This window comes from Stenotrophomonas sp. CFBP 13724 (genome assembly GCF_014841975.1).
Lineage (GTDB): Bacteria > Pseudomonadota > Gammaproteobacteria > Xanthomonadales > Xanthomonadaceae > Stenotrophomonas > Stenotrophomonas lacuserhaii.
In genome coordinates this window covers 1,690,715-1,712,504 of the sequence record NZ_JACYUW010000001.1, presented here as the reverse complement: position 1 = coordinate 1,712,504, position 21,790 = coordinate 1,690,715, and the positions used below count along the sequence as shown (strand labels likewise).

Genomic DNA, 21,790 nt, shown 5'->3' with positions numbered 1-21,790 from the left:
GAAGCGGTTTACTTGGCGGGCAGGTAGCGTGGGCGCTGTTCGTACCACTCGCGTGCACCGGCCAGGTGCCACTGCCGCTGTTTGCCGTCCAGCTCCACTGCGGCACCCAGCACGCCCCAGCGCAGGTACAGGTCGCCGCGCTTGCCGGCCTTGCCCAGGTCCAGCCGGCCGCGCAGCGAAAGCCGCGCGTTTTCTGCCTGCAGGTCATCCACCACCCACTGGCCATGGCGAAGCCGCAGTTGGCCGCTGGCCTGCACCTGCCCGGAATCGACCAGCCCCAGCACCCAGCGCGGGTAGCTGCTGCGCTCACCGAAGGCATCCAGCAGCGGACCGGCATCGCGCAGGGTGATGTCGGCCACCGCATCGGCGCTCAGCGGCGCCGCGGCGGCCAGGTGCCCACTGCGCACTGCCACCTCGCCCCACCAGCCGGCATCCTTGGAATCGGCTACGCGCACCTCCTGCAGGCGTACCGTGGTGCCGCCCAGGTCGAATTGTTTCTGGCTGAAATCGGCGCGCCGAACGCGGGCTTTCAGCAGCGCATTGCCACGCATCGCCACGCCTGCCACCTGCATGCGCGCATTCTGGCCGCTCAGATCGGCCCGGCCGGTGCCGATGCGGCCGGTGGCGTCCAGCTCCACGTCCCCGCTGATCAGCCCGGTGCCGCCCAGCAGCTTCACTTGTTCGTTGCCCAGGTAGCGGTTGTAGCGCGTCAGGTCGGGCACCTGCGCGTTGTTGAAGCGCAGCCGCGCACGCACGCCTTCCTTCAGTTCCTGCAGGCGCGCATCGCCGCTGAGTTCCAACACCAGCGCGCGCCCATCGAACAGCACCTGCGACGGCGCATCGGACGGCGCGGCGCGGAACTGGTCCACGTCCACCTGCATATGCACCTGCGGGGTGCGACCTTCGACAATCCGGCCCTGCGCCCGCGCATCGCCCTGCATCCGTACCCCTGCCACCTCGGCGATGGCGGCCACGTTGGGAATCTCCGCGGTGCTGCCCGGTGCCAGCTGCCCATCGGCCAGCTTCACGTCGGCCCGCAACAGGCCGCCGCCATCCAGCCGGAACCATGGCTTGCGCACGATCAGGTCGGAGATCCAGTTCAGCGAATCAAACGTCCACGCCGCCTTGAGCTGCCCGGACGTGCGCGGCAGCAGCCCGGACATCGCGTGGAAGGGGATCTCGCGCCCGGCGATGTGCAGGTCGGCATCCAGTTCGCTGCCGCTGGCCTCATCGCGGGGCAGGCGCGCCTGCAGCCGGATGTCATCGGCCACGTCCAGCTGCAGCGCGAGCAGTCCACGGTCCTTGGCATGTTCGCCGGCGTGCACCGGCAGGCGCCACACTACATGTCCGCCGGGCCGCAACGTGCCATGGTCCATCGCCAGCTGGCCCTGCAGGCGGGCCGTGGAGGGCACTGTGCCCACCGTGGCACGCGCACCGGCGGTGTCGATGCGTACCGCCTGGCTGCGGCCGTCGATGGCCACCTCAGCGGTCAGGATGCCGAGCTTGCGCAGCCCCGGCGCGTCGTCGCGGTAGTGGCGTGGGAAGCTGGCCCGCGCTTCGATATGCGCCTGGTCCAGCAGGGTGGTGCCATCCCAGCTGATCCGCGCATCGTCGAAGGTGGCGTTCGAATCGAACAGTTCGGACGGGCCCCCCTTCATCTGCTTCAGGAAGCCCACCGTGGCGCTGGCCTTGCCGGAGATCAGCAGCTTGCCGAACTGGCCGCTGCGGATGCTGTCGCTGTGGATCGCATCCATCCGCACCGTCCAGCCACGGTTGCCGCGCGGCGGCGGCGGAATCGCTTTTTCCACGCGCTCAACCACCGCGCGTACGCCGACCGCATCCACGCGCGGGATGTGGATCTCACGGCGTACCAGCGCCGGCAGCGAGATGAAGGCACTGGCCCGTTCGGCGCTGAAGACGTAGACCGTGCGATTGGCCTGGCCGCGCACGTGCACGTTCCACAGCACCGCATGGCCCGGTACCAGGGTCAGCGCCGGCCCGTTGCGCAGCTGGAATTTCTCCGGCTTGCGGTTGGTCACCATGTCGAACAACGGCGTGTTGAGAAACACATTACCAGCGATCAGGTACAGCAGATAAAGCGCCAGCAGCACGGCCAACAGGATGCGCACCGGGCGCGGCCAGCGCCGCAAACGCTGCAGGCGCTCGGGAATCAGGGACATGGCGGGGCGCAGTTGGAAAGAATCCCGCCACTATCGGCAGTGGCGGCGCGCCGTGGCGTGAAGGCGCGGCGGTCGCAGGGCGCAGCGGCGGCGGTAATACGCCCGCGCCGGGCAGTGTTCGACGCTCCGGCGCGGCGGCGTGTCAACCATGTAATTGGTAATGGGGCGGGTGGTACCTTCGCCGTACCGTGTTTTCCGTGATGCCCGATGATCAAGCTGTCGCACCCTCTGTCGATCCTTTTTGCCGCTGCGTCGCTGCTGGGTACGGTCCACGCGCAGCCCGCCGCGACCGATCCGCTGTTCACCGCCGCGCCGGAATCGCTGCAGCCGCAGCAGGTTCGCTCGCTGCAGCAGCGCCTGTCGGACTGGCCGCAGCTGGCTTACTACCGCGAACAGAACGCCACATTGCCGGCGCCCCGCAAGGGCGAAGCGCGCGTTGTGTTCTACGGTGATTCGATCACCGAAGGCTGGGGCCCGACCGGCAGTGAGCGCTTCTTCCCGGGCAAGGGCTACCTCAACCGCGGCATCTCCGGGCAGACCACCGCGCAGATGCTGCTGCGCTTCCGGCAGGATGTCATCGCGCTGCATCCTGCGGTGGTGGTGATCCTGGCCGGCACCAATGACATCGCCGGCAACACCGGCCCGGCCAGCCAGACGATGATCGAAGACAACCTGCATTCAATGGTTGAGCTGGCGCAGGCGCACGGCATCAAGGTGGTGCTGTCGTCGGTGCTGCCGGTCAGCGCCTATCCCTGGCGTCCCGGCCTGCAGCCGGCCGCCAGCGTGCGCGCGCTGAATGCCGCGCTTAAGCGCTACGCGGAGCAACAACGGCTGGTATACCTGGATTACCACGCAGCGCTGGGTAATGCGGACGGCGGACTGGACACAGCGCTGGCCGAAGATGGCGTGCATCCGACGCCGGCGGGCTATGCAAAGATGGCCCCCTTGGCCGAAGCCGCAGTGGCGGCGGCATTGGCGCACTGAGCGATTCCATACAGGGGGCTGGCATGGTGGGGATGCAGGCGTGGGGCGCGGTGGAAAGCGGGGTGGTGGGCGGTGCGCTGGCCAGCATGCTGGTGGCCTGGTGGACGCGGCGGCTGCCCCGCCATTACAAAGGCTGGTCGCGCGGTGCGTTGTCGCGTCGCCATCGCACGGAAATACGCATTGCCAATACGCTGTTCTTCGCCGGATTGCTGTTCGGGGTGGCGCTGTATCCGCTGGGCGGCTTTGCGCGGAATGATCCGCGGCCGTTGTTGCTGGCCCTCGGCTTGGCCTCGCTGCTGCCGTTGCTGGCGCTGATGGTGGTGCCATGGCTCAGCGGGCGTAGTGTGCGGGCGGCATTCGTCGCCTTCAGCCATGGCCAGGGCACGCCGGTCTGGGCCACCTATCCGCTGCTGGTCGCTGGTCTGGTGGGGCTGGGCTTTGCCATCGTCGGCTTCCTGCGCTGAGTGCCTTGAGGCGCCCTGACAAGCCCGCTACCGTGTGCGCGATGACAATCGTGCTCCGCAAGGAACGGCCCGCCGATGGCGGCCCGATCGCGCCCATCGCGTGGGGAAACATGCCATGACCGGGCGCGGCGTGGTGTCGCTGCTGGTCTGGCTGAGTTGCGTCCCGGGCATGTTCGTGCACGGCACGTTGGGGACGGCGTTGTTCGGCATGCAACTGGCCGATCTGGCGTGGCCGCCATCGTGGCAAAGCGTCTGGTTGCTGTGTGCCGTTCTGGCCAGCCTGGCTGCGTGGCCGATGCTGGGAGTGTTGAACCTGCGCTGGCTGGAGAATCGTCCGCTGCACTGGCGATGGCCGCTGATCGGCACGCTGTTGGCCACCTGCTGGATGCTGCCGCACGGCTGGATTTTCGCTCTGTTCGTCGCCCCCGGGGTACTGTTCGCGTCTTACCTGTGCGTATGGCACCTGCTCGGTTGGCGGCGGGCCCAGCGGTCGCCGGCCGCACCTTCCCGCGCTGACCCTGAGCTTCCGGTGGACGCCCCATAGCGACGCCGCCCGGTAGCCCCGTCACGACGCCAGCGCGACCGCCTGCTCCGATACCGCCAGCAGGATCGAACAGCGCAGTCCGTCTTCGGCGAAACCGTAATCCACCTTCGCGCCGATCTGGTAGGGCAGGGCGCGTTCGATCAGCTCGCGGCCGGCGCCGCCACCTCGAATGCTCGATGGATCGGCGGGCAGGTCGCGCACGCCATGCTCCTGCCAGTCCACGCGCAGCCGCGGGCTGGCCGCTTCGGATGCTTCCGCATCCACCAGGTTCCAGCGCACGTGCAGGCGGCCGCCCTGCTGGCGCAGCGCCCCGTACTTCACCGCGTTGGTGGCCAGCTCATGCAGGGCCATCGCCAGCGGCTGCACCGTGCCCGAACGCAGCGCCACTTCGGCCGGTCCTTCCAGCACGATCTGGGTGCCATGCATGGCCGGATCCACATGCGCGGAAAGTTCGGCACGCAGCAGTGCGTCGAACTGCACGCGATCCAGTTCACCCAGCCGCGACAGCAGGCTCTGCGCGCGTGCCAGTGCATCCAGGCGGGCATCGAAACGGGTGGCGAAATCGGCCATGTCACGGCTGGTGGCCAGCGTGCGGCTGGCCATCGCGCGCACCACCGACATGATGTTGCGCGTGCGGTGCTGCAGTTCGTCCACCAGCATCCGTAGCAGCGACTCGTTGCGCGCACGTTCCTCTTCGTGTTCGCTGCGTTCGGTGACATCGCGCGTGGTGCCGATGATCGCCTCGACCTCGCCATCCAGCCCCAACTGCGGCACGAAGATGTAGTCGTACATCCGCCGTCCCAACGGACCTTCGAAGGGCACATCGCCGCGGATCGGACGACGCGTGGCGATCACCTGCTCGATCTCGCGGCTGTGCATGGCCGCGTGCCAGTCCGGATAGCCCAGCTCCAGGCAGTTGCGGCCCAGCGCCTCCTCTTCGGTCTTGCCCCACATGCGCAACAGTGCGCGGTTGGCGTAGGTGAAACGGTGTTCCAGGTTGAATACATAGGCCAGATCGGGCGAGCTGTCCAGGAAGGCTTTCAGCCTGCGCCGCTCGCGCTCGGTGTCATGCAGCGCGTTGCCAACCGCATCGGCGGCCTGCTGCAGGGCGATCTGCTGGTCTTCGCGGTCCAGCACCAGCGCGGCGATGCGGGTGGCGAAGCTGGCCACTTCCTGTTCCCATCCGGTAAGCGCGCGCGGCGTGGAAAGGAACAGCAGCAGCCATGCACGTTCGGGGTGGGCTTGCCGAGGGACCGCGATGGGCCTGCAGGCGGGCATGTCGTGCTGGCCGCACGCAGCCTGCCAGTTCCTGCGCCACGGCGTATCGGTGGCGACGTCGCAGCCACCCGGTAGTTCCAGATCCGTCGACTTCGGCGCCGCGCCGGGATGTTCCAGCAGCGCGGTGATCGCCGGGTGCACGTTGCAACTGCTGCCATAACCGGGCCGCTGCCGGTCGCCGGGCGTGACGAAGAAAGCACTGCGCAGGCCGGGCTTCAGCCGTTCGATGGCCTCGGTGAGTACGCGCAGGCACTCGCGCGGCGGCGTACCCCGGGCGAGGGTATCCAGCAGCATTGCCTGCTCGCGGACCAGTTGTTCGGCACGCACCCGGCGGGTCATGTCTACGCACATGCCGCGCACCTGCCCCAGCGCGCGATCATGCCGGCCGCGCAGCATCAGCCAGCGGCGGCTGATGCCATCGGTCCAGGGCAGCTCGATTTCAAAGACCGGCTGGTCCCGTTCCTGCCGCAGGATCCGCCGCCACGCACTGCGCAATGCGTGCGTACCGATACCGGCCAATTGTGCGCTGGCCATGTCCGAGCCGCTCAGCTGGCGCGTTGCGATGTCGAACTGCCACACGCCCACGCGGGTGTCGTCGAGGATGGCGTCGATGGCGAGCGCGTCGGTCAGGACAGGGGGCATGGCAGGCGCGGACGTTCAGGGATCGCCTTTTTTGCCAAGCTTGCCGCCAACGTGCCGTGAAGGTGGCAAGGCTCCAGTCAGGTTCAGTCAAAGCGAAGGCGCAGCCCTGCGTACACGCCGAAACCTTCGCCCGGCGTGGAGCGCGCTACATCACGGCCGCCATCGTCATAGCCCGGCGTCACCGTGGCGGCGTAGTGGCGGTCGCCCAGGTTGCGCAGCTCCAACCAGCCCTGCCAGCGCCCACTGGGCGCGTCAAAGCCCACGCGGCTGCCGAAGATGAGGTGGCTGTCGGCGCGGTAGCTGTTGGCATAGTCGACGAACACCTTGGAGGCGTACTCGGTGTTCACTGCGGCATACAGGCCCGAGGCATGGTCATAGCGCAGTTCAGCCTGGTAGAAGTGCATCGGCAGGCCGGGCAGGCGGTTGTCACCGAAGCGGTCGTCGTGGCGGTAGCGGAAGTCACTGAAGGTATACGCCTGGCGCAGCGAGAGGCGTCCGGTTCCTGCCTGCCACAGCGTGCTGTCCAGTCCGGCCTCGATGCCACGGTGCACGGTGGGGCTGGCATTGTTTTCGGCGATGAACAGGTTCGGCACCGGCACGACTTCCACGCTCAGCAGTTCGTGGTTGACGTGCGCGTAGTAGCCGGTGAGCTCCCAGCGGCCGATGCGGCCCTCGCCGCGTGCGCCGAGCTCCAGCGTGGTGGCGGTCTGGTTGTCCAGCTTCACCGGCGCGCGCTGGCGGCCGCTGGACGCGCCGTTGCCGGCGGCGAAGTACTGGTTGGAGCCCCAGATCATCGACCAGGGATGGGCCGGTTCCACCGAGCGGCTGAGATTGCCGAACCACTGCGTGGCCGGCGAGGCCTGCCAGGTGAAGCCCAGACGCGGCGCGTAGTCCCAGTCGCGCTCGTTCAAGCGCTGATCGGTACGCGGCCAGGTCACTTCCACCGCGCGGCGGGTCTGCACCAGCGCCAGCCCGGTCTGCAGGCGCAGTGCATCGCTCAGCTGCAGTTCGTTGCTCAGGTGCAGCGTGCTGTCGGTGCCGTGGTGGGAGAAGTCACGCGTGTGGGTGCCCACCGCATACCCGTTGCTGGCGGAGCGCAGCGTCTCGCGCACGTCGGCATCCAGGTCATGGGTGACGCGCACGCCGAGCGTGGTCACGCTGTCATGGCCGAACAGGGTGTGCCGGCGGCGGTAATCCAGTGTGGCATTGAGGTTGGCATAGTCCAATTGCTGCCGGTACAGGCTCTCGTTCAAGTCCATCGGGTATTTGTGGTACACCAGCCCGGCCTGCAGCGAGGCGTCTTCATCCAACTGCAGCGTGGTCATGTTGCCGATCCAGGTGCTGCCCGGTTGCGGCCGCTTCGCGTCGATCGCCACGTTGGCCGGGTTGGCCGCGCGCGGGTCGTTGCGGATCTGCGCGCGGGTCAGTCGTCCGGGTGTTTCGTGGTTGGTTTCGCGGTAACGCAGGTAGAAGCGCGTCTGCAGGTCCGGGTTGATCTGCCAGCCGATGTTCGCCATCGCGCCCTTGCCGTCGCCGCTTGCATGGTCCTGGTAGCCGTCGAATTCGGTTTCGGTGTAGGCGAAGTAATAGTCCAGGGTGTCGTGCACGCCGCCGTAGCCCAGGCTGCGTTTCTGGTAGCCGCGGCTGCCGGCTTCATAGTGCAGTTCAAGGCCCGGTGCATCGCGACCGCTGCGGCTGACGTAGTTGATCGCACCGCCCAGGGCCAGTGCGCCGCGTTCGAAACCGTTGGCACCGCGAAGCACCTCCACGCGCGACAGCCACAGCGGCTCCAGCAGCTCGTACGGCGTGCCGCCGGCGGCGGTCAGCGGCAGGCCATCCAGCGACACCGCGATGCCGGAGGCATGCGCGCCCGGGCCGCGGTTGATGCCCGACCCGCGGATGGACACCTTGGTGCCTTCGTTGCCCGGGGACTGCGCACTGATGCCCGGCTGGTAGGCCAGCACATCGGCGGTGTTGCCGACGCGGCCCTGCGCGACCTTGGCCAGGTCGATCACGTTGCTGGCGCCGGGCACACGCGCCAGCATCTTGCGGACATCGTGGGTGTTCCCGGCGGCGGTGACCTCGACGCGGTCCAGGGTGGTGGGTTGGACAGCCGTTTCAGCGCGCGCGGGGAGGGCAGCGAGGGCGGTCAGCACGGCGACGGTGAGCGCGCAGGTACGTGGGGCAGCAGAGGTCATGAGCAGTAGAGCCAGCAGCGGAGTGGGGTCGCGGCTGGGCATGCACCCTGTAAACCGCTTTGAGGCGGCGAAAGTTAACAGGGTGTTCCGGCGTTGTCGAGCCTCATCGAGACATGAGGTCGGGTGGTGTTGGGAGCGCAGCGGCAAGGGCAGAAGCGTGACGACCAACGGTCGTCACCCACCAGGGCGAAGAGCGGACGGCCAACGGCCGTCACTACCGGGGAGCAGGTAGCGCCGAGCCGTGCTCGGCGAGCGCAGCGGCAAGGGCAGCAGCGTGACGACCAAGGTCGTCACCTACACACTGGGTCAGCGCAGGATGCCGGGCAGGTCCAGGCCCTTTTCCTTCGCACAGTCGATGGCGATCTCATAGCCCGCATCGGCATGCCGCATCACGCCCGTGGCCGGGTCGTTCCACAGCACCCGGGCGATGCGCTTGGCGGCCGCTTCCGTGCCGTCGCAGACGATCACCATGCCGGCATGCTGCGAGAAGCCCATGCCCACGCCGCCGCCATGATGCAGCGACACCCACGTGGCGCCGCTGGCGGTGTTCAACAGCGCGTTGAGCAGCGGCCAGTCCGACACCGCATCGGAGCCGTCGGCCATCGCTTCGGTTTCGCGGTTCGGCGATGCCACGCTGCCCGAATCAAGGTGATCGCGCCCGATCACCACCGGCGCCTTCAGTTCACCGTTGGCCACCATCTCGTTGAACGCCAGGCCGAGCCGGTCACGATCGCCCAGCCCCACCCAGCAGATACGCGCCGGCAGGCCCTGGAACTTGATCTTCTCGGCTGCCATGTCCAGCCAGCGATGCAGGTGCGGGTTGTCCGGAATCAGTTCCTTGACCTTGGCATCGGTCTTGGCGATGTCTTCCGGATCACCGCTCAGCGCGGCCCAGCGGAACGGCCCGATGCCGCGGCAGAACAACGGACGGATGTAAGCCGGCACGAAGCCAGGGAAGTCGAACGCATCTTCAACGCCTTCTTCCAGCGCCATCTGGCGCAGGTTGTTGCCGTAGTCCACGGTCGGCACGCCTAGGGCATGGAAGGCCAGCATCGCGCGGATGTGGTTGGCCATCGATTCGCGCGCGGCTTTTTCCACTGTCTTCGGTGCGGACACGCGCTTTTCGTCCCACTCTTCCACCGTCCAGCCCTGCGGCAGGTAGCCGTTGACCGGGTCGTGCGCGGAGGTCTGGTCGGTCAGCAGGTCCGGCTTGATCCCGCGCACCAGCAGTTCGTCCAGCACGTCGGCGACATTGCCGAGCAGGCCGACTGACAGCGGCTTCTTCGCCGTGCAGGACTCTTCGATCAGGCGCAGCGCCTCATCCAGGTCGTCGGTCCAGGTGTCCAGGTAGCCGGTGCGCAGGCGCATTTCGATGCTGGTTTTGCGGCATTCCACCGCCAAGCACGAGGCACCGGCCATCACCGCGGCCAGCGGCTGTGCGCCGCCCATGCCACCCAGGCCGCCGGTGAACAGCCACTTGCCGGCCAGGCTGCCGTCGTAGTGCTGGCGGCCCATCTCCACGAAGGTTTCAAAGGTGCCCTGCACGATGCCCTGCGCACCGATGTAGATCCAGCTGCCGGCGGTCATCTGGCCGTACATCGCCAGGCCCTTTTTATCCAGCTCGTTGAAGTGGTCCCAGTTGGCCCAGCGCGGCACCAGGTTGGAATTGGCGATCAGCACGCGCGGCGCATCGGCATGGGTGCGGAACACGCCAACCGGCTTGCCCGACTGCACCAGCAGGGTCTGGTCGTCCTCCAGCCGGGTCAGTGCATCGACGATGCCGTCGAAGCTTTCCCAGTCCCGCGCGGCGCGGCCGATGCCGCCGTAGACCACCAGTTCCTGCGGCCGTTCGGCCACGTCCGGGTGCAGGTTGTTCATCAGCATCCGCAACGGCGCTTCGGTCAGCCAACTCTTGGCGGTCAGCGTGGTGCCGGTCGGCGCGATGATGGTGCGGGACGGGTCGTTACGGGTCATGCGGCGCTCCGGTTGGATGCGAAATCAAGGCAGGCGGTGAGTACCTGCGCCAGCGTGTGGCGCAGCGGCGTGGCGTGGTCGTCATCCAGCGGCGTGGGCCAGCTGTGCGCATCCAGCGCCTCGGCGGACGGTTCGGCCATGTAGCCGCGGCAGGCCAGTTCCATCTGCAGGCTGTGCACGCCGCCGGGGATGTCGCTGTAATGGCGGGTGATCCAGCCGCCCTTGAAGCGGCCGTTGCGCACGTGTGGCATCCCGCTCAGGCGGCAAAGGTTCTCCACCACGTCGGACAGCGCATTGTCGCAGGACGTATCGACTTCGCCGGTCGGGCCGGCGGTGCCCAGGTTGAACTGCGGCAGCTCGCCGTCGAACAGGTGCGGGATGCGCGAGCGGATCGAATGCGCGTCATACACCACCACGGTGCCGTGGCGCGCGCGCAGGCGGGCGATCTGTGATGCCAGCGCGTCGTGGTAGGGCGCGAAATACATCTCACGGCGACGCACGATCTCCGCTTCGTCCGGTTCCTGCCCGGGCTGGTACAGCGGCTGGTTGTCGAAGGTGGTCAGCGGGCACAGGCCGGTGGTGTTCTGGCCGGGGTACAGCGATACCCCGCTGGGGTCGCGGTTGAGGTCGATCACTGACCGCGAAATGGACGAGCGCACCGTGGTTGCGCCGAGCCCGCGCGCGAACGCGTACAGCTCATGCACCCACCAGTCCGCATCGCGCTGGGCCAGCCAAGGCGATACGAAACGCCCGGCCAGGTCGTCGGGCAACCCGGTGCCGGTATGCGGGAAACTGATCAGCAGCGGCGCATCGCCTTCATGCACCTCCAGCCACGGCGGCTGCGTGCTCATGCCACCGGCTCCACGTTGGGCAGCACGTCGGCCAGCCCGGCGGCCAGCGCGCCACTGCGCACCAGGTCGGTGGCGGCCACCATGTCCGGATGGAAGTAACGGTCTTCTTCCAGCGTCGGCACCTGCGCGCGCAGCAGCACGCGGACCGCTTCCAGCGGGCCACTGGACTGCAGCGGGGCGTGGAAATCGCAGCCCTGCGCGGCGGCCAGCAGCTCGATGCCGACCACGTTGGCGGCATTCTCGGCCATCTGCAGCAGGCGGCGCGCGCCGTGCGCGGCCATCGACACGTGGTCTTCCTGGTTGGCCGAAGTGGGGATTGAATCCACGCTGGCCGGGTAGGCGCGCTGCTTGTTTTCAGACACCAGCGCGGCGGCGGTGACCTGCGGAATCATGAAGCCGGAGTTCAAGCCGGGACGCGGGGTCAGGAAGGCCGGCAGGCCGGAAAGCGCCGGGTCCACCAGCATCGCGGTGCGGCGTTCGCTGATCGAGCCGATCTCGCAGATCGCCATCGCCAACATGTCCGCGGCGAAGGCCACCGGCTCGGCGTGGAAGTTGCCACCGCTCAGCGCTTCGCCGGTATCGGTGAACACCAGCGGATTGTCGGACACGCCGTTGGCCTCGATTTCCAGCGTGGTGGCGGCCTGGCGGATGATGTCCAGCGCTGCGCCCATCACCTGCGGCTGGCAACGCAGGCAGTACGGATCCTGCACGCGCACGTCGTTGTCACGGTGCGATTCGCGGATCGCCGAGCCCTGCATCAATGCGCGCAGCGCGGCGGCGGTGAGGATCTGCCCGCGCTGGCCACGGATGCTGTGGATGCGCGGGTCGAACGGGGTATCCGAGCCCTTGGCCGCTTCCACCGACAGTGCACCGGTGACCAGGGCGGCCTGGAACACGACCTCGATCTCGAACAGGCCGGCCAGCGCGTAGGCGGTGGAGAACTGGGTGCCGTTGAGCAGCGCCAGGCCTTCCTTCGCACCCAACTGCAGCGGCTGCAGGCCGACACGCGCCAGCGCATCGGCGGCACTCAGGCGTTCACCGCCAACGAAGGCTTCGCCGACGCCGATCATCACGCTGGCCAGGTGGGACAGCGGCGCCAGATCGCCGGAAGCACCGACCGAACCCTGCGCCGGAATCACCGGCACCACGTCGTGCTGCAGCAGTGCTTCCAGCAGCTGCAGCGTCTCTACGCGCACACCCGATGCCCCTTGCGCCAGGCTGACCAGCTTCAGCGCCATCATCAGCCGCACCACCGGCAACGGCATCGGCTCGCCCACGCCGGCGGCATGTGACAGCACGATGTTCCGCTGCAACGTGGCCAGGTCTTCCGGTTCGATGCGTACGCTGGCCAGCTTGCCGAAGCCGGTATTGATGCCATACACCGGCGCCCCCTTGGCGACGATCGCGTCCACGGTGGCAGCACTGGCGCGCACGGCCGGCAGGGCCGCGGTATCCAGCGCGATGCGCGCTCCGCGGTAGACCTGCCGCCACTGCGCCAGCGGCACGTGGGCGGGGCGAAGCACCAGGGGGTTGCGTGTTTCATGCTGCATTGAAGCGTGCTCCATCAGAGGGGGTCGAGCTGCCCGCGCACCACGCGCGCGTGCAGCGGGTTGAAGCCGATGCGGTAGACCAGGTCGGCCGGGGCGTCGATGTCCCAGATCGCCAGGTCGGCGTCCATGCCCACCGCCAGCTGGCCGATGCGGCCGGCGCGGCCGAGCGCGCGCGCGGCGTTGCGGGTGAAGCCGGCGATGCATTCGTCCACGGTCAGCCGGAACAGCGTGGCGCCCATGTTCATCGCCAGCAGCGGACTGGTCAGCGGCGAGGTACCGGGGTTGCTGTCGGTGGCCAGCGCCAGCGGCACGCCGGCCGCACGCAGCGCCGCGATCGGCGGCAGGGTGGTGTCGCGGGTGAAGTAGAACGCGCCGGGCAGCAGCACGGCGACTGTGCCGGCCGCGGCCATCGCCGCGATGCCGGCCGCGTCCAGGTGCTCGATATGGTCGGCCGACAGCGCCCCGTGGCGCGCGGCCAGTTCAGCACCGTGCTGGTTGCTCAGCTGCTCTGCATGGATCTTCACCGCCAGCCCGTGCGCGCGTGCCGCGTCGAAGACCTGCGCCGCCTGCGCGGTGGAAAACGCGATGTTCTCGCAGAAGATATCGACCGCCTCGGCCAGCCCTTCGGCGGCGATGGCGGGAATCATCAGGTTGCAGACTTCATCGATGTACTCCTGCGCCTGCCGTCCCGGCGGCACCGCATGCGCGCCCAGGAAGGTCGGCACCACGTGCACATTGCCCTCCACGCCCAGCTGGCGTGCGACCTGCAGCTGCTTGCGCTCATCGTCCAGGGTCAGCCCGTAACCGGATTTGATCTCCAGCGTGGTGATGCCTTCGGCGCGCATTGCCAGCAGGCGAGGGCGGCTCTGGCGTGCCAGTTCTTCGTGGCTGGCCGCGCGGGTGGCGCGCACCGTGGAGACGATGCCGCCGCCGGCGCGGGCGATGTCGGCATAGCTGACACCCTGCAGGCGCTGCTCGAATTCGTTGGCACGATTGCCGGCGTAGACCAGGTGGGTATGGCAGTCGATCAGGCCGGGCGAGATCCAGCGGCCTTCGCCGTCGACGCGCGTGGCCGGCTGCAGGTGAGCGCCACTGCCGGCCGCGCCGACATGCACGATGCGCCCATCCAGGCAGGCCAGTTCGGCATCGGCGATCACGGCCAAGCCGTCGCCCTGCAGGGTCATCAGGTGTACGTTGGTCCAGAGGATGTCGCAGTGCATGGGCGGGGCTACACGGATGAGCTTATATGTCTATACAATATAGGCGTCCCTTTCCGGTTGTCCAGCCATGACGGATCCGTTGTCTCCCCCTGCCTTCCACGCTGCCCGCGCACTGCTGCCACACGGCTGGGAGCGCGATGTCCGGCTGACCGTGGTGGATGGCTGCATCGTGGAGGTGCACACCGGTGTTGCGGCCCAGGCAGGCGACCAGCGCGTGCCGGTCCTGGTGCCGGGCGTGCCCAACCTGCACAGTCACGCCTTCCAGCGCGGCATGGCCGGGCTGACCGAAATCGGCGGGGGGGACGGCGATAGTTTCTGGAGCTGGCGCGAGCTGATGTACCGCTTCCTGGCCAAGCTGGTGCCCGATGCGGTCGAAGCGATCGCCGCCCAGGCCTATATGGAAATGCTCGAATCCGGCTTCACCCGGGTCGGTGAGTTCCATTACCTGCACCACGATGCCGACGGCCGGCCGTATGCTGATCGCGCCGAGATGTCCGCGCGCATCGCCGCCGCCGCCGCGCAGACCGGTATCGGCCTGACCCTGTTGCCGGTGTTCTACGCGCATGCCGATTTTGGTGGCGCCGCGCCCAATCCGGCCCAGCGCCGGCTGATCCACGACGTGGACGGCTTCGCGCAGCTGCTGGACGGTGCACGCACGGCCCTGCGGCCGCTGCCCGATGCGGTGCTCGGCATCGCCCCGCACAGCCTGCGCGCGGTGACGGGTGAGGAGTTGTCCGCGCTGCTGCCGCTGAACGATGGACCCGTGCACATCCACATCGCCGAACAGCTGCGCGAGGTAGACGCCTGCGTGGCCTGGAGCGGCCTGCGCCCGGTGCGCTGGCTGTATGAAAACGTGGCAGTGGACGCGCGCTGGTGCCTGGTGCACGCCACTCATATCGACGATGACGAACGCGCGCGCATCATCGCCAGCCGGGCCGTGGCCGGCCTGTGCCCGATCACCGAAGCGAACCTGGGCGATGGCCTGTTCCCGATGCAGGCCTTCGCCCGCGAGGGTGGCCGCTTCGGCGTCGGTTCGGATTCCAACGTGCTGATCGATGCGGCCGAAGAGCTGCGCCTGCTGGAATACGGCCAGCGCCTGAGCCTGCGCGGGCGCAATGTCATCGCCCCGGATGCGCAGCGCAGCAGCGGCCGTTACCTGTTCGACGGTGCGCAGGAAGGTGGTGCGCAGGCCCTGGGCGTGATGGCCGGATTGCGGCCCGGCGCCAGTGCCGACCTGCTGGAACTGGACGCCGACCACCCGGCGATGATCGCCCGCGAGGGGGATGCCTTGCTTGACAGCTGGGTGTTCGCCGCACGTAATGGCGCGCTGCGTTCGGTATGGCGCCGCGGTCGCCAGTGCGTGGCCAACGGCCGCCACCTGCAGCGCGACGCCATCACCGCCCGTTTTGCCCAGGCCCTGCGCGGCGTGCTGGGCTGATCCTCTTTCCAGATCGAGACCACAGTGAAGGCCAGCAAGTCCGCCACGCTCAACCAGCGCATCCGCAGCGAACTGGAAGGCCGCATCCTCAGTGGCGAATGGGCGCCGGGATTCCGCATCCCTTACGAACACGAGCTGATGGAGCAGTACGACTGCTCGCGGATGACGGTGAACAAAGTGCTGACCGCACTGGCTGAAAGCGGGATGATCGAACGCCGGCGGCGTGCCGGCTCGTTCGTGGCGCGGCAGTCACCGCACCTGGAACAGGTGGCGCTGGCGATCCCGGACATCGCCATGCAGGTCACCGCGATGGGCCACCAGTACGCGTACCGGCTGCTGCGCCGCGAACTGCGCACCGCGCGCGACGGCGATGCCGGCGAGCAGGAACTGGCCGGTGAGGCGAGGCTGCTGGCGATGGACTGCCTGCACCTGGCCGATGATCGACCCCTGGCGCTGGAACACCGGCTGATCAGCCCGGCCGGCGTGCCGGAGGTGCTGGAGGTGGATTTCGAAGTCACCGCGCCCGGCAGCTGGCTGTTGCAGAACGTGTCGTGGACGCGTGCCCAGCACCGCATCAGTGCGTGGGGAGCCGATGCAGCGAGTGCCAGGCTGCTGGATGTCAAAGCAGGCACGGCGTGCCTGGTGATCGAGCGGCATACGTGGCGCGGGGATCAGGCGATCACCCGGGTACGGCAGATATTCCTGGGCGATGCGTGGGATCTGGTGGCGCGGTTCGCGCCTGGGAATAATCGCTGATGGGTTGGCCAGGCTTCGGTGGATGACGACCGTTGGTCGTCACCCACCCATCCGTCAGCCTGGTTGACGGCCAGCGGCCGTCACTACCGGGTTAGAGGGTGCTGCACTGGCGCCAGCGGACGGGTTCGTCCACGCCGGGGCGGGCATTGAGCTGGATGCGCACGTTGCTCAGCGCGGGGTAGCGGGTCACCTGGTCGCAGATCATCGGCCACACCTGCTCCAGTTCGCCGGTGCGGTTCACCGCCAGCGTCTGCCGGGTCTGCCAGATGCCGCTGTGCACGCCGGGCAGCTTGCTCAGCGCGCGGGAGATCTCCTGCTGGTAGCGATCCAGTGTTTGGGTATCCGGGTTGAGGTCCGGACCGGCCACGGTTGCCTGCGTGGCGCGCGGCGCCGGATCGGCGGCGGCAACTGCAGGCGTGGTTTCGGCAACGGCAGGCGCTGCAGGCGCGGCCCTGGTCACGGCCGGGGCGGGCGCCGGGTCTGGCGTGGCCACGTGGACGGTCTGGTAGCCCATGCCCACCAGCAGGCCCAGCGTGCTGGAGGCAAATGCCGCGATCACGATGCGCCGGATCGCCTCATGGCGGGCGGCATTCTTGACGCCGGATTCGATGTCACCGGGCAGGTAGGGTGACAGCAGCGGCCAAAGCCGGCGGCCATCCAGCACTTCCACGGCCTGCTTCTCCGCAATGGCCTGGCCATCGCCATCCACCAGGCCTTCGGTGATCAGGATGCCGCCGCGGGCACCTGCCAGCCGCGCCGCCGCGCCCAGTTCGTTGATCGCCGCGGTGCCGATGCGGTAGGCCAGTCCATGCTTGCAGGTCACCAGGAAGTGGCCGCTGGCATCGGCCATCAGGAAGTCGCTGCGCGGCTCACGGGTGTCATCCTCGTGCCGGCTCATCTCGGTCAGCCCGCGCCGTTCGTGCAGGGCGCGCTTGACCAGTTCGGAGAAGTTGCGCCAGTGCATGCCGGCAAGGGCCTGCAGCCCCAGCTGCATTTCCTTGCGACGCCGTTTGACCAGCCACAAGTAGCCGGTGGCGAGGACGAAACAGGTGACGGCCAACAGCAGGGCCAGTATCCAGGAGAACATGCAGGCAGCAACGCACAACGCAGGAAGGGGCGGACAGTGTACTGGGGCGCAGTGCTGATCGCGTCAGGGCGCCCCCTACAACTGGGTGCTGCATCTCAAATCGCAGGCACGAAAAACCCGCCATTACCGAATCCGTGAGGGGAGGGACAAACGGGGCAATGACGGGTTGGATGCAGTGTCACCCACCGCCTGTTGCATTGCAACAAAGCGGCGGGTAACACAGTGTTCCGGCAGGATCAGCTACCGGTGGGCGACTGGTGGCTGCCCGGGGTCGGTTCCCCGCTTGCCGCGCTGGCTTGCCGGCTTTCCAGCCGATTCAACCGCGTGGTCAGCGCATCAATGCGCGCATTGAGCGTGGACACGTCCTCGGCATTGGGCACGTGCAGGCGCTTCAGCACCCCGTGCACGCGGTCTTCAAAGGCTTTTTCCACCTTGTCCCACGTGCCGGCGGCCTTTTCACGCGCTTGCCCCAGCTGTTCTTCCACATTGTCCCGCCAGCCCGGGCCGTCTTCGGTGCTCTTCTCGCGGCGGCGGCTCTCAAAGGCCTCGCCTTCCTTCACCAGGCTATCGAAGAAGCGGCTGCCTTCGGCCTGCGCGCGGCCCAGCGCACCCAGGCCGGCCAGCCACACCTGCTGCGCCGAGTCGCTGAGCTTGCGCGAAACGCGCTCGGCCTGGTCCTGGAAGGACGCCTTGTCCTGACCGTCGTTGCGGGGGTCGTGCTCGTCATACTGGTTCATGGGGTCTCCTGCATGGGCGGATGCAGGGACCAGACTAGCGCTGCAAATGCGGGGGCGGTGTGATGGCCGCCGGGAGCGCCGGCCAGCAGTTCAGCCGGCGGTGGGATCAGCCGAGCTTTTCCTTCAGCACGCGCTGGATTTCGCTTTCCACCATGCCCTTCATCGCCGACAACAGGAAGCCGAGTTTGGCGGTTACGCGAACCGCAGTGGGCTGCAGTTCGATGGCCCCGTCCACGCCACTGCCGGAGAAATCCAGCACGTCGCCGCGCCAGGTGGACTGCAGGCCGAAACGATCGGCCAGCTTTGCGGCCACTTCCTCGATCGCCTGGCGCGCGGCCGGTGCGGCCAGGGCATGGGCGTGGACGATATCGATGCTGGACATGCGGGTTCCTTTGCGGGGTGGAGCGATGACAGGGCGAGCATTGTGCGCATCAGGCGCGCAAACGCCAAGCGAGGGTTCTTCTGCGATTGCCAGCCAACTGCTAGTCTGCGCCGCATGCCTAAACTGCTCGTGCACTACAGCCAACCCTCGCAACCCGACCAGCCGCTGGTGCCGGGCGTGCAGAAGATCGTGCGCCAGGCCAACGGCAGCATCCGCCTGGTCGAAGCCAGCCAGGGCAGCCTGCTGCTGGCCCAGCTCAGCCTGGACCAGCGCGGCCTGTGGCTGCAGGTGGCCGCCGGCGTGCGCGGCGTGCATGTCAACGGACGCCCGGTGAAGCGCATGGCGCTGCTGCGCGCCGGTGATGCGGTGTACGTGGAAGGCGTGGAACTGCTGATCCAGGGCGAAGTGGATACGCCGATGCTGCCGCCCTCGCCACAGGCGGCGGTGCAGTCCGACGAACCGCGCCTGCTGCGCGGCGTGGGCGGGCCACACCACGGCCGCGGCTATCCGTTGCACGGACCGTTGCTGGTGGGCCGAAGCAGTGAAGCGGACATCGAAATCAACGAGCCGGCCTTCGCTGAACAGCACGCACGCATTGAAAGCCATGGCGAGCGGATCCTGCTGCGCGACCTCGGGACCGGCGAAGGCAGCCGGGTCAACGGCGTGGCCGTGCGTCACTGCTGGCTGCAGGGCGGCGACCAGGTGGTATTCGACGGCCAGCACCGCTTCGTGCTGGAACTGCCCGACGACCCACGCCAGCGCCCGCTGCCGACCGAAGAATTCGTCTTCAACGACCTGGAAGAAGCGGCCGAGCCGCAGGCCCCGCGGCGCGTGCGTCGCTGGCCCTGGCTGCTGGTCAGCGCCTTGCTGCTGGCCGGCGTATTGAGCCTGCTGCTGTGGTTCGGCGCCCGCTGACCTGCTGGTAGTGACGGCCGCTGGCTGTCAGATCCTGCCTTGGTGGGTGACGACCGTTGGTCGTCACGGCGTTGCTCCCTCACCGCTGCGCTCGCCGAGCATCGCTCGGCGCTGCCAGATCGTGCCCCGATGGATACCAATGCAACCAAATTTCCCTTGAACGGCGCGGCCTAAAGCCTGATGCGCTGCGGCATACTAGGGGTCTTGCCCCACAGGTGTGACATGACCCGCGCGTACAACTTCAGTGCCGGCCCTGCAGCGTTGCCGGAAGTGGTCCTGCGCCAGGCGCAGGAAGAGATGCTGGACTGGCATGGCGCCGGGGCCTCCATCGTGGAAATGAGCCATCGCGGTCCGGAATTCATGGCCGTCGCGGCCGCAGCCGAGGCCGACCTGCGCCAGCTGCTCAGCGTGCCCGACGACTATGCGGTGCTGTTCCTGCCTGGTGGTGCCACCACCCAGCAGGCGCTGATTCCGATGAACTTCGCCCGCCCCGGCCAGCGCGCGGACTACGTGCTCACCGGCCACTGGGGAAAGACCGCGGTCAAGCAGGCCTCGCCGTATGTCAGCGCACACATCGCCGCCAGCAGCGAAGCCAACGCCTTCCGTGACATCCCCGCGCGCGCCGAGTGGCAGCTGTCGCCGGATGCCGCCTACGTGCACATCACCGCCAATGAAACCATCCATGGCGTGGAGTTCCGTGACATTCCCGATACCGGCGATGTCCCGCTGGTGGCCGATTTCAGTTCGTCCATCGCCAGCGAGCCGCTGGATATCAGCCGCTTCGGCGTCATCTACGCCGGTGCACAGAAGAACCTCGGCCCGGTCGGCATCGCCGTGGTGATCATCCGCCGCGACCTGCTCGAACGCACCGGCCAGCCGCGTGCGGACATCTTCAACTATGCCTCGCACGCTGCCCGCGATTCCATGCTCAACACCCCGCCCACCTGGAACTGGTACCTGGCCGGGCTGGTGTTCAAGTGGATGCTGGCCGAAGGCGGGGTGGTGGAATTCGCCCGCCGCAATGCCGCCAAGGCCGCGCTGGTGTATGCCGCCATCGACGCCTCCGGTGGCTTCTACCGCAACGAAGTGGCCGTCTCGGCGCGCTCGCGGATGAACATCCCGTTCTTCCTGCCCAGCACCGAGCTGGACGCGCGATTCGTCGCCGATGCCAAGGCCGCCGGACTGCTCGCGCTGAAGGGCCACAAGGCGGTAGGCGGCATCCGTGCCTCGCTGTACAACGCCATTCCGGTAGCGGGCGCCGAAGCGCTCGTTGCCTTCATGGCTGATTTCCAGCAGCGTCACGGTTGAGTCGCTTCACTGTGTCTACCCCCGGCGCGCGTTGACCGCGCGCCCTGCACCAAGGAACACCGATGGCACGCAAACCTGCCAAGCCGGCCAGCCCCAAGGCCCTGGCTGCAACGCCGAAGACCGCCAAGCCGAAGGCCAAGGCCAGCAAGCCGGCCAAGCTGGAAACCGCTACCAGCGCACCGCCGGTACTGGCCGATGTGCGCGGCAAGATCGACCAGATCGACCGTGACATCCAGTCGCTGATCGCCGAGCGCGCGCGCTTCGCCCATCAGGTCGGCAAGGCCAAGGGCAAGCTGGCCGCGGCCGTGGACTACTACCGTCCCGAACGCGAAGCGCAGGTGCTGCGGATGGTGGTGGATCGCAACGAAGGCCCGCTCAGCGATGAGCTGTTGGTACATGTCTACCGCGAAATCATGTCCGCCTGCCTGGCCCAGCAGGAGCCGCTGAAGATCGGTTACCTCGGCCCGGAAGGCACCTTCAGCCAGCAGGCAGTGCTCAAGCATTTCGGCCGTTCCGCACTGGGCCTGCCGATGGCCAGCATCGAAGAAGTGTTCCAGGAAGTGGAAGCGGGCAACGCCGATTTCGGCGTGGTGCCGGTGGAAAACTCGGGGCAGGGCACCATCCAGATCACCCTGGACATGTTCCTGACCTCCAACCTGAAGATCTGCGGCGAAGCCGAACTGCGCGTGCAGCAGTACATCATGTCGCGCAGCGGCCACCTGGAAGACATCGAGCGCATCTACGCGCATCCGCAGTCGTTCATGCAGACCTCCGCCTGGCTGCGTGCCAACCTGCCCAATGCCGAGAAGATCCCGGTGTCCAGCAATGCCGAAGGCGCGCGGCGTGCCCGCAACGCCGACGACGCGGCGGCGATCGGCGGTGAGAACGCCGGCCACGTGTACAACCTGAAAAAGGTGGTCACCAAACCCATCCAGAACGATGCCGACAACACCACGCGCTTCCTGGTGATCGGCCGTAGCCTGTTCCCCAGTTCCGGGCACGACCGCACCTCGGTGCTGGTGCTGATCCATGACAAGCCCGGCGCGCTGTTTGATGTGCTCAGCCCGTTCGCCCGCCATGGCATCAGCATGAACCGCATCGAATCGCGGCCCTCGCACCACGGCAAGTGGGAATACGGCTTCTTCATCGACCTGTCCGGCCACATCGACGACGCGCCGATGCAGGCCGCGCTGGCCGAACTGGAAGGGCATGCGGCACAGATCAAGGTGCTCGGCTCCTATCCGGTAGCCGTGCCCTGAGTGAGTTCCGCGGGGGCGCCTAC

General features: G+C 67.8%; 18 protein-coding genes. 8 read left to right on the top strand and 10 right to left on the bottom strand.

The window, feature by feature from the left end; all coding sequences use genetic code 11:
• Positions 1-8: 8 nt before the first annotated feature.
• Positions 9-2,180 (bottom strand): hypothetical protein, encoded by a 2,172-nt coding sequence (locus IFT63_RS07470; protein WP_192083701.1) that lies wholly within the window; start codon positions 2,178-2,180, stop codon positions 9-11.
• Between the two features lie 207 nt (positions 2,181-2,387).
• On the opposite strand from IFT63_RS07470, the gene IFT63_RS07465 reads away from it, so the two are divergent.
• The 3 genes from IFT63_RS07465 to IFT63_RS07455 all read left to right on the top strand — a co-directional run bounded on the left by IFT63_RS07465 (position 2,388) and on the right by IFT63_RS07455 (position 4,172).
• Positions 2,388-3,164 (top strand): SGNH/GDSL hydrolase family protein, encoded by a 777-nt coding sequence (locus IFT63_RS07465; RefSeq protein ID WP_192083700.1) that lies wholly within the window; start codon positions 2,388-2,390, stop codon positions 3,162-3,164.
• Between the two features lie 23 nt (positions 3,165-3,187).
• Positions 3,188-3,628 carry a hypothetical protein gene (locus IFT63_RS07460; protein ID WP_192083699.1) on the top strand — a complete coding sequence of 147 codons (441 nt, stop codon included), beginning with the start codon at positions 3,188-3,190 and terminating at the stop codon, positions 3,626-3,628.
• Between the two features lie 130 nt (positions 3,629-3,758).
• Positions 3,759-4,172: a hypothetical protein gene (locus tag IFT63_RS07455; RefSeq protein ID WP_192083698.1), complete on the top strand. Its 414-nt coding sequence runs from the start codon at positions 3,759-3,761 to the stop codon at positions 4,170-4,172.
• Between the two features lie 21 nt (positions 4,173-4,193).
• Here the strand turns inward: IFT63_RS07455 and IFT63_RS07450 are convergent, their stop codons facing one another.
• From IFT63_RS07450 to hutI, 6 genes are all read right to left on the bottom strand, one after another.
• Positions 4,194-6,092: an HWE histidine kinase domain-containing protein gene (locus IFT63_RS07450; RefSeq protein ID WP_192083697.1), complete on the bottom strand. Its 1,899-nt coding sequence runs from the start codon at positions 6,090-6,092 to the stop codon at positions 4,194-4,196.
• 83 nt (positions 6,093-6,175) lie between these two features.
• The gene (locus IFT63_RS07445; protein WP_192083696.1) at positions 6,176-8,290 is read right to left on the bottom strand and encodes a TonB-dependent receptor; all 2,115 of its coding nucleotides are present in this window, start codon (positions 8,288-8,290) and stop codon (positions 6,176-6,178) included.
• 306 nt (positions 8,291-8,596) lie between these two features.
• Positions 8,597-10,264: a urocanate hydratase gene (hutU, locus tag IFT63_RS07440; RefSeq protein WP_192083695.1), complete on the bottom strand. Its 1,668-nt coding sequence runs from the start codon at positions 10,262-10,264 to the stop codon at positions 8,597-8,599.
• Positions 10,261-11,115 (bottom strand): N-formylglutamate deformylase, encoded by an 855-nt coding sequence (gene hutG / locus IFT63_RS07435; protein ID WP_192083694.1) that lies wholly within the window; start codon positions 11,113-11,115, stop codon positions 10,261-10,263. The genes hutU and hutG overlap by 4 nt, the downstream gene beginning before the upstream one ends.
• Positions 11,112-12,665, bottom strand: a complete 1,554-nt coding sequence (hutH, locus tag IFT63_RS07430) for a histidine ammonia-lyase (RefSeq protein WP_192083693.1) — start codon at positions 12,663-12,665, stop codon at positions 11,112-11,114. Before hutH ends, hutG begins: the two co-directional genes overlap by 4 nt.
• A 14-nt stretch (positions 12,666-12,679) precedes the next feature.
• Entirely contained in the window at positions 12,680-13,885 is a 1,206-nt protein-coding gene (gene hutI, locus IFT63_RS07425) for an imidazolonepropionase (RefSeq protein ID WP_192083692.1), read from the bottom strand.
• Between the two features lie 67 nt (positions 13,886-13,952).
• Here hutI and IFT63_RS07420 point away from each other — a divergent pair, with 67 nt between their 5' ends.
• On the top strand, positions 13,953-15,323 hold the full coding sequence (locus IFT63_RS07420; RefSeq protein ID WP_192083691.1) for a formimidoylglutamate deiminase: 1,371 nt from the start codon (positions 13,953-13,955) through the stop codon (positions 15,321-15,323).
• Between the two features lie 24 nt (positions 15,324-15,347).
• A complete protein-coding gene (gene hutC, locus IFT63_RS07415; protein ID WP_042612540.1) occupies positions 15,348-16,079 on the top strand; it encodes a histidine utilization repressor in 732 nt (243 codons plus the stop codon).
• Between the two features lie 91 nt (positions 16,080-16,170).
• Here the strand turns inward: hutC and IFT63_RS07410 are convergent, their stop codons facing one another.
• The 3 genes from IFT63_RS07410 to IFT63_RS07400 form a co-directional block, all read right to left on the bottom strand.
• Positions 16,171-17,166 carry a restriction endonuclease gene (locus IFT63_RS07410; RefSeq protein ID WP_192083690.1) on the bottom strand — a complete coding sequence of 332 codons (996 nt, stop codon included), beginning with the start codon at positions 17,164-17,166 and terminating at the stop codon, positions 16,171-16,173.
• Between the two features lie 236 nt (positions 17,167-17,402).
• Positions 17,403-17,903 (bottom strand): phasin family protein, encoded by a 501-nt coding sequence (locus tag IFT63_RS07405; protein WP_192083689.1) that lies wholly within the window; start codon positions 17,901-17,903, stop codon positions 17,403-17,405.
• 106 nt (positions 17,904-18,009) lie between these two features.
• Positions 18,010-18,285: a polyhydroxyalkanoic acid system family protein gene (locus tag IFT63_RS07400; protein ID WP_042612543.1), complete on the bottom strand. Its 276-nt coding sequence runs from the start codon at positions 18,283-18,285 to the stop codon at positions 18,010-18,012.
• A 114-nt stretch (positions 18,286-18,399) separates the two neighbouring features.
• On the opposite strand from IFT63_RS07400, the gene IFT63_RS07395 reads away from it, so the two are divergent.
• From IFT63_RS07395 to pheA, 3 genes are all read left to right on the top strand, one after another.
• Complete coding sequence (locus tag IFT63_RS07395) at positions 18,400-19,200, top strand: FHA domain-containing protein (RefSeq protein ID WP_192083688.1); 801 nt, start codon at positions 18,400-18,402, stop codon at positions 19,198-19,200.
• 222 nt (positions 19,201-19,422) lie between these two features.
• On the top strand, positions 19,423-20,508 hold the full coding sequence (serC, locus tag IFT63_RS07390; RefSeq protein ID WP_192083687.1) for a 3-phosphoserine/phosphohydroxythreonine transaminase: 1,086 nt from the start codon (positions 19,423-19,425) through the stop codon (positions 20,506-20,508).
• A gap of 62 nt (positions 20,509-20,570) precedes the next feature.
• Positions 20,571-21,767, top strand: coding sequence for a prephenate dehydratase (gene pheA, locus IFT63_RS07385; RefSeq protein ID WP_042612546.1), 1,197 nt, complete (start codon positions 20,571-20,573; stop codon positions 21,765-21,767).
• Positions 21,768-21,790 lie beyond the last annotated feature (23 nt).